Raw genomic sequence first — 13,728 nt, 5'->3', positions numbered from 1 at the left:
CGCGCCCGCTCACAGGCGTTCGGCAATCGCGTCCAGCAGGGCAAGGGTAAGGGCGTTCGTCGTTTCCTCTTTCGCCACGTCCTGGCTGGACAGCTTGACGATTGTCACCTGCCGCCGCGGGTTCACGTAAAGCCACTGGCCGTGAATGCCCTTGGCAAAGAAGCAACCGTCGCTGTCACCCCGGGCGTACCATTGGTTGCGATACCGGTGGCCGGGCATCGTTTTGCCCCAATCCCCCGTGTTCCAGGCTTCGGCGTCACCGCCATGCAGGGTGTCTTCCACCAGGTCCGGCGAAAGAACCTGTTTACCGCCGACAGCCCCGCCGCAGCGCAAAAGTTCGCCTATCCTGGCCAGGTCGAAGGCGGTGCAGGAAATCCCGCCGGCGGTAAGGGCGGTGCCGATGCCGTCGACGCCGATATGCGCTTCGCCCCGGGCCTGCATGGGCGCCCAGAGGGTTTCGGCGGCAACGTCATGAAAGGCCTTGCCCGCCGCGGCGCTGATCACGGCGCCAAGGACATCGGTGTTGGCCGAACGATAGCGGAAGGCCTGCCCATGGCCCTCGTCCCCTTTGCGCAGGTCGAAGAGAAGGGACAGGAGGTCGATCTTTTCGCCGGGCTGGGCCGGATCCCAAAGCACGGCACGGCGATACCGGGCGCCCCAGTCAAGGTCGTTGCCATAGGTTTCGTCCACATTCATCGAAACGCGCATGTCGAGAAGGTTTCGGACGGTGGCATCTTCGAAGGCCGATCCCGCGCACTCGGGAAGATAGTGCACGACAGGGGCCGAAGGGTCCAACCTGCCATCCTGGGCCAGGGCACCGGCAACAAGCCCGGTGATGGATTTCGACACCGAGAACAACAGGTGCGGCGCGTTGGCATCCGCATGGGGCGCGACCCAGCCAAGCGTCGGCTGCCCGTTCCGGCAGGCCAGCAGGACATCGGTGCTGAGCAGGCCCAGCACCGCGCCAATCGTCCTGCTGTCATTTCCGAACGCCATCGGTTCGGAAAGCACGCCGCCCATGTCGGGAAGCGTTTCCCTGCCGCGTTGCGGATTGATGGCGGCTGTCGGCGCAATCTCTCGCAGATGGGAAAAGGCCCATCCGCTGTAGGGTTGCCGGCGCCAGTTCGCGAGGGTCACCTCGCGCCGTGGCACCGGATCATCGGCCTGCGGGGTGTCGGCCGTGGTTTGCGACATCTGCTGCACCTTGTCCTTCCCGAAACCGTGAGGGCGTTCGCGACCGCGCCGCTATTCGGCCGCCGGAACGACGCTGGGCGTGTCGGCCATCTGGGCCAGCTTGATCTGCATCAGCACCGACATCTCGTCGTAGTTGGTCCATTCGTCGACGATACGGCCATCGCGGATGTGGAAATGGCTCATCCCCATGATCTGAACCCGCTTGCCACTGGGCGCGCCCAGTTCCTCCATCACGCCCCAGCCCAGGTGATGCCCCTCGACCAGCCAGCGCACCGCGACCTTGATGCCGCCCTCTTCGCAGGGGACCGAGCAGATGTGCTGGGGCATGTAGAAGCCATCGGGCACCGAGGCGTAAAGGCCAACGGTCTGGTGGGTGACCGCGCCGTGGCCGTAAAGCTCTTTCATCAGCGGGCCGTGGTATTGCACGGTGGGGGCATAGACATCGCGGATCCGGCCGAACATCCGCCGGTTGTGGATGTCGTGCAGCCACTCCAGAACCTCACGCTCCTGATCCGTGTTGGCGATGGCGGTATCGGGCTTGGATTCGGGGGGATACTGCCCGATCAGGCGGCGGTTTTCGCCCATGTCGACGGCCAGAAGGCCCTTTTCGAAATAGGGGCGGGCCAGGTCTTCGGCGTATTTCTGGGCGTCCAGCCCGATCTGTTTCACCTGCGCCATGGAATCCACCACCAGCCATTCGCGGTAGATCATGTTCTCGTAGATCAGACAGTCGGCGATGGTGCGCGCCACGAAGGTGCGGCCTGTAGGCTTGCCATAGATGCCCGGCTGGGTGTGACGGCCCGTGCCGGTCACAAGGTGCGAGGTGTAGAAGCCGTCATTCTCGTTGCCATTCCAGATCACCTGGGTGGCCATGCCGCGGCGTTCGGGCAGCATGAACATGCGCTTGATGGTGTCATGCACCACGTCTTCGCGATTATAGATCGTGCCGGTGGCGTGATAGACGACGCAGTTGTGGGTGTAGTGGGTATAGATCAGGCCCACGTCGCGTTCATCCCAGATGCGGTGCGTGCAGCGGATGATGTAATCCACGATGTCGGTATAGATCGGATCGAAGCCCTTCATCGGCTGCACCCGCTCGCGCTTTTCCGGGACGAGGGCGGTGAAATCGCGGCGTTCGGCCTGAAGCACCGGTTCTTTCCCGACTTTTCCCGCGCCGGTGTTCTCTTGATCCTTCGAAGCCATGATCCTGTCCTGAATTGGTTGAGTTCCCTCAGGTCAGGAGAGCAGGTTTTGAATACGTTTGCAAGTTTCTTGGCCGGCGCCCTGGTGAAAAATGACAGGCGCACCGCCGGGGGCTTTGCATTTCCGTAGAGTCTATAGTGTGGTCAGTGCTGAGGGCCTTTTCAGTCCAATATCAGGCGCAGGCAGGCATCGGCCCTTCCCGCTTCGCAAGCTGGGAATGGGCCGAAAGCCTCTTGCCACCGTCGATTCGCAACCCGCGCGCCGGGCGTAGGCCCGGCCATTTGTCCGGCATCCGCGAATCAGGCCGAGCCTGTGAAAAGTCCCGATCGCGATTCGCCCACCCCTGCGGCGTGCCAGGCGACTGCTTGGCCCGCGACCTGTCAAGCTGCCGGCGTGAACCTGGACAGGTTTGGCGCATGCCTTTGGGCAATGGCCGGCATGGCGAATCTCCTTGGTTCTTCCGCTGGTTGCCCTGGATTTCGCGATTTCGCCGCCTGCCGTGCCTTTCGGGGCCGCCATATCCGAGCCCCGGCGTTGATTGCCCCTACGGCCGTGCAGAACCAAACACAGGCTGGTTGAATCGCCGCCTCACGAAATTATTGCAATCGTATTCAGCGAGCGCTATGCTTCCTTCATTGCCGGGCACAAGCCCGGACCGGATGTGAAACACACCGGATCATGGCGCGGCGGTTCGGTGGGAGACTGGCCGCAACGCATGTTTATGACGGGAGGAACGGAATGAACTTCAGGATCAAGGCAACGATTGTATCGGCCGCGCTGACTGCATCGGCGGGGGTCGCCTGGGCGGATTGCGGAATCGAAAGCGGGTCGGTTCGCATTCTGTCGAACGACTTCGTCGCACTTCATGCGGTTGCCGACTGGGCCGGCAAATGCGCCAGCGACACGGTCGAGGTGACAAGAAACCAGACCGAAGAGCACAAGAACATCCAGGTGCCCGCGCTGACCACCAACCCCGCAAGCTATACCGTGGCGGTGGTTGCCACCAATTCCATCGTTCCGCTGCTCAATGACGGATTGATCCGGCCGCTTGACGAATATGTCGAAAAGTGGGGCGACCAGCTTCTGGACAGCCAGAAGATCGTGGTGGACGGCAAGATCATGGCGATCGCTTTCATGGCGAACGCACAGCATCTCTATTACCGCAAGGACATCCTGGAAGAGAACGGGATCGACGTTCCGGCCACCTATGAAGAGCTTCTGGCCGCTGCCGACAAGCTGAAATCGGCCGGTGTCATGGACGCGCCGCTTGCCTCGAACTTCAAGCCGGGATGGAACGTCGCTGCGGAATTCGTGAACACCTACCTGGCCACCGGCGACAATTTCTTCGAGCCCGGCTCGGCCAAGCTGGCCATTCAGAACGAAAATGGCCTGGCCGTTCTCGAGAACATGAAGAAGATGCTGGACTACATGAGCGCCGACTGGGCGACCTTCGACAGCAACTCGACCCGGCCGATCTGGGAAGCGGGCGAAAACGCGCTGGCCATCGGGTGGGGGTCGCGTACCTCCGAGATGATCGCCGAGGACAGCCCCGCGCCGGAGATCGCCAAGGCAACCGCCTTCGCCGCCGCTCCGACCTTCAATGGCAACTCGATCCCGGCCGCAGCACTCTGGTGGGACGGGTTCACCATCGCCAAGAACATCTCGGATGAAGATGCCGAGGCATCGTTCCGGGCCATGATGAACGGCCTGTCCCAGGACATGCTGGCCGAAAACGCGGATGCGGCTGTCTGGCTGATCGACGGATACGAACCGGCCCCCTCGGCCACGGGCGTGATCGCCAACCTTCAGGGGGGTGCGCGGCCCTATCCGATGCTGCCCTACATGGGTCTTCTGCACACGGCACTTGGCGATAACCTGGCCGAGTTCCTGCAAGGCAAGGAAAGCGCCGAACAGGCCCTCGCCGACGTGAACGCGGCCTACACGACCGCCGCCACCGAAGCCGGTTACCTGAACTAGGTTGAAGCGACAGGGGGCCGCCATTGCGCGGCCCTTTCCATACCGTTTCGCGGAACGGTCGACCACGTGCCAGCGCAGGGCGCGACAAGGGGGAAAGTCATGCCTCACAAGACTTTCATGGCCTTCATATGGCCTTCGCTACTGGCGATGATCCTGTTCATCGCACTGCCGATCCTTTCGGTGGGTTATCAATCATTGTTCATCGAACACGAACAGATCGTGGTCGTATCCGAGAATTGCGGCCCCTTCGGCTGTACCAAGGAAGCCAGCGTCGACGCCGAAGCCATGGCCGAGCTGCGCGCCGAACAGCCCGCCGGGCGTTTCAACGGCCTTGACACCTATTCGAACGCCAGCCACCTGGCCTTCGACGAGATCGGCGAGATCTTCGCCACCAGCGAGAATTTCGGCGAGATCCGCAACCGGATCATGAACCTGCCCTTCTACAAGGCGCTGATCTTCACCCTGGCCTATACCTTCATCGTGACGCCTCTGGTGATCCTCCTGGGGTTCATCATCGCGATCGTGGTCAATTCCATCCCCAAGCTGCTGAAGGGGCCGGTGATCTTCTTCTCGCTGCTGCCCATGCTGGTCACACCGCTTGTCGGTTCGCTGGTGCTGTTCTGGATGATCGACAGCCGGGGCATCATCGGCGCCGCTCTGCAGACGATCTTCGCCGATCCCTCGCTCTCGCTCAAGGCGTCTCCGGCGCTGACATGGGTGACGCTGTTCGTCTACGGCGTCTGGCATTCCGCGCCCTTCGCCTTCGTGGTCTTCTACGCCGGGCTTCAGACCGTCCCGCAGGACACCCTGGAATCGGCCATGGTGGATGGCGCCAGCCGGTGGGAAAGGGTGCGGTTCGTCACCATCCCTTACCTGATGCCGCTCGCGACCTTCATCGCGCTGATGCAGCTGATGGACAACTTCCGCGTCTTCGAGCCGATCATCGGCTTTTCCGCGGCCGCCAGCGCGACATCGCTCAGCTACCTGATCTACAACGATCTTCGCGCCGCTGAATCGCCTCTTTTCGGGTCGGCCGCGGCAACCTCGATGCTGACCATCGTCGGCGTCATCATCCTGCTGTTGCCGGTGCTGCGCCGCAACTGGCGCGAATTCAACCGCAAGACCTGAGGGGGGCCACCATGGCAAATCTAGCAAATAGAAAACCGCCTTCGCTGGTCTTCGTGTCGACCGCCTTTGTCCTGTTCTGGCTTGTGGTCGCCGCCTTTCCTTTCCTGTGGACCATGTGGGGTTCCTTCAAGGTCGAGGGTGACTTCTTCTCGCGGGCCGACTGGATGAACGCGATTACCGGCCCCGTCACCCAGCGCCAGAACGGCAGTGCCTTCACCGGCGCGGGATATGAGGGCGCCTGGGTCCAGCAGGAATTCTGGCGGGCCGTCATCAATACCTCGATCGTGGTCTTCTTCACGGTCGTCATCTCGCTGACCCTGGGCACGCTGGGGGGCTATGCCCTGGCGCGGTCGGGTTTCAAGTACACCTTCTGGCTGCTGATGGCAGCGCTGGTGTTCCGGGCGATGCCCCATGTGACGCTGGTTTCGGGCTATCTTCTGCCCTTCTTCGAGCTGAACATCTGGGGCTACCTGCCCACCACGATCATCGTCCTGGTGGCGATCAACCAGCCCTTCACCCTGTGGATGCTGCATTCGTTCTTTCTTTCGATCCCGAAAGACCTGGACGAGGCCGCGATGGTGGATGGGTGCACCCGGTTCCAGGCGTTCCGCCTGGCCATCATCCCGGTCATGTGGCCCGGCGTGGTGACGACGGGCCTGTTCAGCTTCCTGCTGGCCTACAATGATTTCACGGTCACCTCGATGCTGCTGACGCAGGAAAACGCGACGATGATCCCGAAAATCAACTCGTTCCTGGGATCGACCCAGGAAGAGGGCAAGGTGATGTATGCCGTGGCGGCCGTGGTTTCGGCCATTGTTCCGCTCTTCGTGCTGATCCTGTTCTTCCAACGTCAAATCGTGAGCGGCCTGACCGCCGGCGCCGTCAAGGGATAAGGGGGTTTTTCCAATGGCCAGACTTCAACTCAAGAACGTGAACAAGCGCTGGGGCTCGTTCGTGGGGGTCGAGAACTTCGATCTCGACATCGCGGACCAGGAATTCCTGGTTCTGCTGGGCCCCTCGGGCTGCGGCAAATCCACCACCATGCGGATGATCGCGGGGCTTGAGGATGTGACCGACGGGCAGATCCTTCTGGGCGACAAGGTGGTCAACGACCTTGAACCGAAGGACCGCGACATCTCGATGGTGTTCCAGTCCTACGGGCTCTACCCGAACCTTTCGGTCTACGAGAACATCCGCTTTCCGCTGCGGGTGCGCAAGGTGCCCAAGGACCAGCATCACGACATGGTCATGAAGGCCATCGCGATGGTCGAGCTTGAGGATTTCATGGACCGCCGGCCTGCGGAACTTTCGGGCGGGCAGCGCCAGCGCGTGGCCCTGGGGCGCGCCATCGTGCGCAAGCCCACGGTGTTCCTGATGGACGAACCGCTGTCGAACCTGGATGCGAAGCTGCGCGTCAGCACCCGCGCGCAGATCAAGAACCTGCAATCCAAGCTGAAGACCACGACGGTCTACGTGACCCACGACCAGATCGAGGCGATGACCCTGGCCGACCGCGTGGTGGTGATGAACAAGGGCAAGATCCAGCAGGTCGGCACCCCGACCGACATCTACGACAACCCCGCCAACACCTTCGTCGCCAGCTTCATCGGCTCGCCCGCCATGAACCTTGTCGAGGGGCGGCTTGAGGATGGCGTCTTCAGCGCCGACGGCATCCGGGTCGAGGGCCTGCCGGCAAGCGCCTCGGGGAACGTGACGCTGGGCTTTCGCGCCGAGGATGCCGAGATCGTCGAGGAAGAGGCGCAGATCTCGGCGCCGATGTATTCGATCGAGCTTCTGGGCGAGGCGTCGATGATAACCTGGCGGCTGGCCGGCTCGCTGGTGTCGATCAAGACCAACAAGGAATACCGCGCCGAGATCGGCGAAGTGGTAAAGGCCCGCATCCCCGCAGCCATCTGCCACCTCTTCGACACCAAGACCGGCGAAAGGATCGCCCACGGATGACGCAAAATCCGCGATCCGACCGCCAGGCGCGGCCGGTTCGCGGCAGATCGGCCCCTGCCAGTGTCGCCCCGACGGCGGTCTGGCAGGGCCGCGACCAATTCGACGGGCAAGGATGCAAGCGCCTAGAGGATCTTCACCGGCGCCCGAAATTTCAAACGAGGACAAGACATGACCATCACATATCTCAAGCGCGGCAAACCCGAAGCAGACCGGGCAGAGGATGATGCGAAAACCGCCAGCGTCGTGGCCGCGACGCTGAAGGATATCGAGGATCGCGGCGATGCCGCCGTGCGCGAGCTGGCCGTGAAATTCGACAAGTACGACCGCGAAACCTATCGCCTGACCGAGGCAGAAATCCAGGCGCTGATCGCCAAGGTCAGCCCCCAGGACCTGGCCGATATCAAATTCGCGCAAGAGCAGGTGACGAACTTTGCCCAGGCACAGCGCGACTCGATGCTGGATATCGAGGTGGAAACCCTGCCAGGCGTCATTCTGGGCCACAAGAACATCCCGGTGCAATCCGTCGGCTGCTATGTTCCGGGCGGCAAGTTTCCCATGGTGGCCTCGGCCCATATGTCGGTGGCCACTGCAAAGGTGGCGGGTGTGCCGCGCATCATCGCCTGCACGCCCCCTTTCAACGGCGAACCGAACCCCGCCGTGATCGCGGCGATGCACCTGGGCGGCGCCGATGAAATCTATGTGCTGGGCGGCATCCAGGCGGTGGGCGCCATGGCGATCGGAACCGAAAGCATCGCGCCGGTTCACCTGCTGGTCGGCCCCGGCAATGCCTTCGTGGCCGAGGCCAAGCGCCAGCTTTTCGGGCGGGTCGGGATCGACCTTTTCGCCGGCCCGACCGAAACCATGGTCATCGCGGACGAAACCGTCGATGCCGAAATCTGCGCGACCGACCTGCTGGGCCAGGCCGAACATGGCTATAACTCGCCCGCTGTCCTGGTGACCAACTCGGAAAAGCTCGCCCGCGAGACGCTGGAAGAGATCGACCGCATCCTGGGCATCCTGCCGACCGCCGGCACCGCCAAGGTCAGCTGGGAAGACTACGGCGAAGTGATCGTCTGCGATACCTATGACGAGATGCTGGAAGTGGCCGACGATATCGCCTCGGAACATGTTCAGGTGATGACCGACCGCGACGACTGGTTCCTGGAGAAGATGACCTCTTATGGCGCGCTGTTCCTTGGGCCGCGCACCAACGTGGCCAATGGCGACAAGGTGATTGGCACCAACCACACGCTGCCGACGAAGAAGGCGGGCCGCTATACCGGGGGGCTTTGGGTTGGCAAGTACCTCAAGACCCACAGCTATCAGAAGGTGACGACGGATGAGGCCGCCGCCCGGATCGGGGCCTATGGCTCGCGCCTCTGCCTGCTGGAAGGCTTCGTCGGCCATGCCGAGCAGTGCAACCTGCGTGTGCGGCGCTATGGCGGGATCAACGTGCCCTATGGCGGCCCGGCCCGTCTTCCCGAGGCGGCGGAATGACCCTTCCCAAGGCACCGACCATGCGGCTTGACGGCAAGCGCGCGCTTGTCACCGGTGCCTCTTCGGGCATCGGTCAGGCCTGCGCGGTCGCCCTGGCCGAGGCGGGGGCCCATGTGGTCTGCGCCGCGCGCGGGGTCGACCGGTTGCAGGACACCGTCGCGCAGATGCGGGAAAAGGGCTGGAGCGCCGAGGCGCTGGCCCTCGACATCGGTGATCTGGAGGCGATGCGCAGGACGATGCGCGGGCAATCCCTTGATGTGGTCGTCAATTCCGCCGGTCTTGCCCGCCATTCCGCCGCGCTGGACACCACGCCCGAAGATTTCGACGCCGTCATGGGCGTGAACCTGCGGGCGGCCTATTTCCTCTCGGCAGAAGCGGCCCGTGCCATGAGCGACAAGGGCGGTTCGATCATCCATATCGGCAGCCAGATGGGCCATGTCGGCGGGATCGAGAGGGCGCTCTATTGTGCCTCCAAGCATGGGCTGGAGGGGATGATCAAATCCATGGCCATCGAGTGGGGCAAATCCGGCATCCGCATCAACTCGATCTGTCCGACCTTCATCCGCACCCCCCTGGGGGAACAGACCCTGCAGAACCCCGAACGGCGCAAGTGGATCGAAGAGAAGATCAAGCTTGGCCGCATCGGCGAAGTCGAAGACATCATGGGCGCGGTGGTCTATCTGGCCTCTAACGCCTCGGCCCTGGTAACGGGCACGGCATTGATGATCGACGGAGGTTGGACAGCAGACTGATGCCAAATGAACGGGTGACATCGCTGGAGGTTGCGCGCTGCGCGGGGGTCAGCCAATCGGCGGTCAGCCGTGTCTTTACCCCCGGCGCCAGCGTGTCGAAGGCCATGCGCGACAAGGTGCTGCGCGCCGCCGAAGACCTGGGTTATCGGCCCAACATCCTGGCCCGCGCGATGATCACCGGGCGCAGCCGGATCATCGGCCTTGTCGTGGCCTATCTGGAAAACCAGTTCTACCCCGAGGTGGTGGAACGTCTTTCCGTGGCCCTTCAGAACAAGGGCTATCATGTGCTGGTCTTCATGTCCTCGCCCACCGTGGGCGATGTCGAGGACGTGATGCGCGAAATCCTGGATTACCAGGTCGACGGGATCGTGCTTGCCTCGGTGTCGATGTCATCGGTGCTGTCGGGCAAGTGCCACGAGCATGGCATCCCGGTGGTCCTGTTCAACCGCGAACAGGACGATGCGCGCATGTGTACCGTCACGTCGGACAACCATCTTGGCGGCAGGATGATCGCGGCACGCTTTGCCGCCGACGGCCACCGCCACATCGGCTATATCGCGGGGCTGGAAGAAGCCTCGACCCAGCGTGACCGCGAGGCGGGCTTCCGGGCCGGGCTGGCCGAGGCCGGGCTGGAGATCACGGCCCGCCAGAGGGGCAACTTCGTCTATGCCGACGCCCGCACCGCAGCCTTCGAGATGTTCACCGGGCGCGACATTCCCGATGCCGTCTTCGTCTGCAACGATCACATGGCCTTTGCGGTGATGGATGTGCTGCGCTCGAAACTGGGCCTGCGCATCCCCGAGGATGTGGCGGTTGCCGGTTTCGACGATACGCCCATCGCCGCCTGGCCGGCCTATGACCTGACCAGCTATCGCCAGCCGATCAACCGCCTGGTGGCGGCCACGGTCGACATGCTGATGCGCCGGATCGAGGGAACCCAGACCGAACCCGAGCGCGTCAAGATCGCCGGCGATCTGATGGTGCGCAGTTCAACAAGAAACACAGGTGAAATCTGAATGCGTGGCTTTGACCCCAAGTGGCAGGATGTGCCGCATTTCATCATCGGCATCACCAAGGAAATCTGGGAAGATCGCAAGATCGGCTCGCTTCGCCATCGCTATGCCGATGGGCTGATCGTGCGGTCCCCTGCCTCGGTGGTGGTGGACAACACCAACGTGATTGCCGCGACCATGGCAACCCTGGCCGAATTTCCCGACCGCGAGCTTCTGGGCGAAGACGTGATCTGGTGCGACGATCCCGAAGGGGCCAGCGATACCTCGGATGCCTTCCTGTCGTCGCACCGGTTGATCTGTACGGCGACCCACGACCAGCCGGGCATGTATGGCAACCCCACCGGCAAGCGTGTTTCCTATCGGATCCTGGCCGACTGCGCGATCCGCGACGATGCGGTCTACGACGAATGGCTGGTGCGCGATCAATCCGCGATCGTGCGCCAGATGGGGTTCGATCCCCGCGACTGGAGCCGCGATCTGATCGCGCGGGAAGGTGGCCCCGAGGCCTGCGTCAAACCCATGTGCCCGGCAAACGACGTGGCCGGCCCCTATACCCGGCAGGGCAACGACAACGAATGGGGCCAGCGGTATGCGGCCACCATCAACAACATCATGGCCGCCGACATGGACGTGATCCCCCGCAGCTATGACCGGGCGGTGGAATTGCACTATCCCGCCGGGTTCGACGGGCTGGGCTGGGGCGATGCCGACCGGTTCTGGATGGGGTTGCGCGCCGCCTTCCCGGACGCGGTGTTCAGGATCGAGCATGTCATCGGCCGCGACGATCCGTTGATGCCGCCCCGCGCCGCCCTGCGCTGGAGCCTGCACGGCAGGCACGCGGGCTGGGGCCGCTTTGGCCGCCCGACAGGGGCCGAGGTTTACATCATGGGGATAAGTCACGCCGATTTCGGGCCCTATGCCGGAACCGGCGCCTGGGGCAAACCGACGATCCGCCGCGAATTCACCCTGATCGACGAAACAGCGATCTGGAAACAGATCCACCTTCAGACCGGAATGCACGAATGAAAGATTTCTCCAATCAGTTCAAGGATCTGCCCGACTACATTCTGAAGATCACCAAGGAAATCTGGGAGGATCGGGGCCTTTCGACCCTGCACCGCTATTACGGCAAGGACATTCCCATGCGCTTTCCCTCGGGGATGGTGCGGGGCAACGAAGGGGTGATCGACGGTACCCTGGCCACCCTTGCCGAATTCCCCGACCGCCAGCTTTACGGCGAAGACGTGATCTGGTCCGAGGGGCCGGAAGAGGGGCGTTACCTGTCCTCGCACCGCCTGGTGACCACCGGCACCCATACCGGGCATGGCCTGTTCGGCGCGCCCACTGGCAGGTCTTTTGAAATCCGCGCGATTGCCGATTGCGCCGCCAAGGCCGATGTCATCGACGACGAATGGCTGATCCGCGATGCCGGCGGCATCGTGCGCCAGCTGGGCGGAGATCCGGCCGAATTCGCCCGCGACCTGATCCGCGATGAAGGCGGCCCCGAGGCCTGCCAGCGCCCCTTCCACCCCCGCGACGATGTGCAGGGCCCCTATACCGGGCGCGGCAACGACAACGAATGGGGCGCGCGCCTTGCCGATATCCTGACCCGGATGATGGACAAGGATTTCACCGTCATCCGCAAGGAATACGACCGCGCCGTGCGCACCGAACACTGGGGGTCGCGCGGCGGCTGGTCCCATGAGTTCGCCGAAACCGACTGGATGCGCCTGCGGTCCTCCTTTCCGACGGCGACATTCGAAACCCATCACCAGATCGGCCGCTCGGACCCGGGCACGCCGAACCGCGCCGCGGTGCGCTGGTCATTGACCGGCAAGCATTCGGGGCCGGGCTTCTTCGGCGCCCCCACCGGGGCCGAGGTTCACGTCATGGGCATTACCCATGCCGAATGGGGCGAATGGGGCCTGCGCCGCGAATTCACCCTGATCGACGAGGTTTCGGTGTGGAAACAGATTCACCTGCACACGGGGAACGTGGAATGACCGCACGATTTGCCAACCTGCCCGACTATATCCAGGGCGTTACTTATGAAATCTGGGAAGGGCGCCAGATCGGCTCGCTTTTGCAGAGCTATGGCAAGGATATCGTCATGCGCTCGACCGTTGGCCTGATCGAGGGCAACGACGGCGTCATCAAGGACACGCTCGCCTCGCTTTCCGCCTTTCCCGACCGCCAGATCCTGGGCGATGACGTGATCTGGTCGGGCGACGCCGACCAGGGTTACCTTTCCTCGCACCGCTCGATGATCATCGGCACCCATACCGGGCATGGCGTTTTCGGCCCGCCCACGGGGCGGGTGGTGGCGGCGCGCGCCATCGCGGATTGCTTCGTCCAGGACGAGGTGATCACCGACGAATGGCTGTGCTATGACATTTCCGCCATGGTGCAACAGCTGGGCCACAGCCCGCGCGACTGGGCCGCGCAGAGCATCGAACGCGAAGGCGGCGCGGGGAGCGCCCTGCGCCCCTTCACGCCCGACCAGGACCGCCCCGGCCCCTACAGCGGCAAGGGCAACGATCACCCCCTGGGCGAGAAGTTGGCCGGTATCGTGACCCGCATCATGGATTTCGATTTCGCCGTGATCGGTGAAACCTACGACCGCGCGGTGAACCTTTATCATGCGGGCGGCGTCACCGGCTGGGGCCGCCCCTTCGCCGAGGCGCAGTGGATGCAGTTGCGCACCGCCTTCCCGGATTCGACCTTTTCGGTCGATCACCGCATCGGGCGTTCGGATGCCGGGCAACCCGACCGCGCCGCCATCCGCTGGAGCCTGACGGGCACCCATACCGGCCACGGGATTTACGGCCCGCCCACCGGGGCGCCCGTTCACATCATGGGCTTCACCCATGCCGAGTTCGGCCCCTGGGGCCTGCGCCGCGAGTGGAGCCTTTGGGACGAGGTGGCGATCTGGAAACAGATCCTGCTGCACGAGGCCGGTCGCGAATGATCCAACCTCTGGCCCATCTGACGGCCCGGCACGG

The 13,728-nt window shown here is 63.3% G+C and carries 12 protein-coding genes; 10 read left to right on the top strand and 2 right to left on the bottom strand.

The genetic code is table 11. The features are described from left to right. Positions 1-9: 9 nt before the first annotated feature. Positions 10-1,194, bottom strand: a complete 1,185-nt coding sequence (locus H7828_RS18125) for a serine hydrolase domain-containing protein (RefSeq protein WP_226782479.1) — start codon at positions 1,192-1,194, stop codon at positions 10-12. A 51-nt stretch (positions 1,195-1,245) separates the two neighbouring features. Further along, the gene (locus tag H7828_RS18120; protein ID WP_226782478.1) at positions 1,246-2,397 is read right to left on the bottom strand and encodes a nuclear transport factor 2 family protein; all 1,152 of its coding nucleotides are present in this window, start codon (positions 2,395-2,397) and stop codon (positions 1,246-1,248) included. 738 nt (positions 2,398-3,135) lie between these two features. Between H7828_RS18120 and H7828_RS18115 the strand changes: the two genes are divergently transcribed. The 10 genes from H7828_RS18115 to H7828_RS18070 all read left to right on the top strand — a co-directional run bounded on the left by H7828_RS18115 (position 3,136) and on the right by H7828_RS18070 (position 13,694). Then, positions 3,136-4,374, top strand: coding sequence for an ABC transporter substrate-binding protein (locus H7828_RS18115; protein ID WP_226782477.1), 1,239 nt, complete (start codon positions 3,136-3,138; stop codon positions 4,372-4,374). Between the two features lie 99 nt (positions 4,375-4,473). Next, positions 4,474-5,502: a carbohydrate ABC transporter permease gene (locus tag H7828_RS18110; protein ID WP_226782476.1), complete on the top strand. Its 1,029-nt coding sequence runs from the start codon at positions 4,474-4,476 to the stop codon at positions 5,500-5,502. An 11-nt stretch (positions 5,503-5,513) separates the two neighbouring features. After that, positions 5,514-6,395 carry a carbohydrate ABC transporter permease gene (locus H7828_RS18105; protein ID WP_226782475.1) on the top strand — a complete coding sequence of 294 codons (882 nt, stop codon included), beginning with the start codon at positions 5,514-5,516 and terminating at the stop codon, positions 6,393-6,395. 13 nt (positions 6,396-6,408) lie between these two features. Beyond that, positions 6,409-7,464: an ABC transporter ATP-binding protein gene (locus H7828_RS18100; protein WP_226782474.1), complete on the top strand. Its 1,056-nt coding sequence runs from the start codon at positions 6,409-6,411 to the stop codon at positions 7,462-7,464. A 168-nt stretch (positions 7,465-7,632) separates the two neighbouring features. Further along, the gene (hisD, locus tag H7828_RS18095) at positions 7,633-8,961 is read left to right on the top strand and encodes a histidinol dehydrogenase (protein WP_226782473.1); all 1,329 of its coding nucleotides are present in this window, start codon (positions 7,633-7,635) and stop codon (positions 8,959-8,961) included. Next, the gene (locus H7828_RS18090; RefSeq protein ID WP_226782472.1) at positions 8,958-9,713 is read left to right on the top strand and encodes an SDR family NAD(P)-dependent oxidoreductase; all 756 of its coding nucleotides are present in this window, start codon (positions 8,958-8,960) and stop codon (positions 9,711-9,713) included. Before hisD ends, H7828_RS18090 begins: the two co-directional genes overlap by 4 nt. Next, positions 9,713-10,729 carry a LacI family DNA-binding transcriptional regulator gene (locus tag H7828_RS18085; RefSeq protein WP_226782471.1) on the top strand — a complete coding sequence of 339 codons (1,017 nt, stop codon included), beginning with the start codon at positions 9,713-9,715 and terminating at the stop codon, positions 10,727-10,729. The genes H7828_RS18090 and H7828_RS18085 overlap by 1 nt, the downstream gene beginning before the upstream one ends. Then, positions 10,730-11,752 carry a nuclear transport factor 2 family protein gene (locus tag H7828_RS18080; protein ID WP_226782470.1) on the top strand — a complete coding sequence of 341 codons (1,023 nt, stop codon included), beginning with the start codon at positions 10,730-10,732 and terminating at the stop codon, positions 11,750-11,752. It begins immediately after the preceding gene. Continuing rightward, a complete protein-coding gene (locus tag H7828_RS18075) occupies positions 11,749-12,729 on the top strand; it encodes a nuclear transport factor 2 family protein (RefSeq protein WP_226782469.1) in 981 nt (326 codons plus the stop codon). The genes H7828_RS18080 and H7828_RS18075 overlap by 4 nt, the downstream gene beginning before the upstream one ends. Continuing rightward, entirely contained in the window at positions 12,726-13,694 is a 969-nt protein-coding gene (locus tag H7828_RS18070; protein WP_226782468.1) for an ester cyclase, read from the top strand. The genes H7828_RS18075 and H7828_RS18070 overlap by 4 nt, the downstream gene beginning before the upstream one ends. Positions 13,695-13,728 lie beyond the last annotated feature (34 nt).

Origin of the sequence: Oceaniglobus trochenteri (assembly GCF_020529025.1) — a bacterium.
Taxonomy (GTDB): Bacteria; Pseudomonadota; Alphaproteobacteria; order Rhodobacterales; family Rhodobacteraceae; genus Oceaniglobus; species Oceaniglobus trochenteri.
This window is presented reverse-complemented; position numbering and strand designations above follow the sequence as displayed.

What these genes read in the sequence shown, in the direction of transcription:
- H7828_RS18110 (WP_226782476.1), top strand. Translation starts at nt 4,474, where the DNA reads ATGCCTCACAAGACTTTCATGGCCTTCATATGGCCTTCGCTACTGGCG.
- H7828_RS18125 (WP_226782479.1), bottom strand. Translation starts at nt 1,194, where the DNA reads ATGTCGCAAACCACGGCCGACACCCCGCAGGCCGATGATCCGGTGCCA.
- hisD (WP_226782473.1), top strand. Translation starts at nt 7,633, where the DNA reads ATGACCATCACATATCTCAAGCGCGGCAAACCCGAAGCAGACCGGGCA.
- H7828_RS18085 (WP_226782471.1), top strand. Translation starts at nt 9,713, where the DNA reads ATGCCAAATGAACGGGTGACATCGCTGGAGGTTGCGCGCTGCGCGGGG.
- H7828_RS18120 (WP_226782478.1), bottom strand. Translation starts at nt 2,397, where the DNA reads ATGGCTTCGAAGGATCAAGAGAACACCGGCGCGGGAAAAGTCGGGAAA.
- H7828_RS18075 (WP_226782469.1), top strand. Translation starts at nt 11,749, where the DNA reads ATGAAAGATTTCTCCAATCAGTTCAAGGATCTGCCCGACTACATTCTG.
- H7828_RS18105 (WP_226782475.1), top strand. Translation starts at nt 5,514, where the DNA reads ATGGCAAATCTAGCAAATAGAAAACCGCCTTCGCTGGTCTTCGTGTCG.
- H7828_RS18070 (WP_226782468.1), top strand. Translation starts at nt 12,726, where the DNA reads ATGACCGCACGATTTGCCAACCTGCCCGACTATATCCAGGGCGTTACT.
- H7828_RS18080 (WP_226782470.1), top strand. Translation starts at nt 10,730, where the DNA reads ATGCGTGGCTTTGACCCCAAGTGGCAGGATGTGCCGCATTTCATCATC.
- H7828_RS18100 (WP_226782474.1), top strand. Translation starts at nt 6,409, where the DNA reads ATGGCCAGACTTCAACTCAAGAACGTGAACAAGCGCTGGGGCTCGTTC.
- H7828_RS18115 (WP_226782477.1), top strand. Translation starts at nt 3,136, where the DNA reads ATGAACTTCAGGATCAAGGCAACGATTGTATCGGCCGCGCTGACTGCA.
- H7828_RS18090 (WP_226782472.1), top strand. Translation starts at nt 8,958, where the DNA reads ATGACCCTTCCCAAGGCACCGACCATGCGGCTTGACGGCAAGCGCGCG.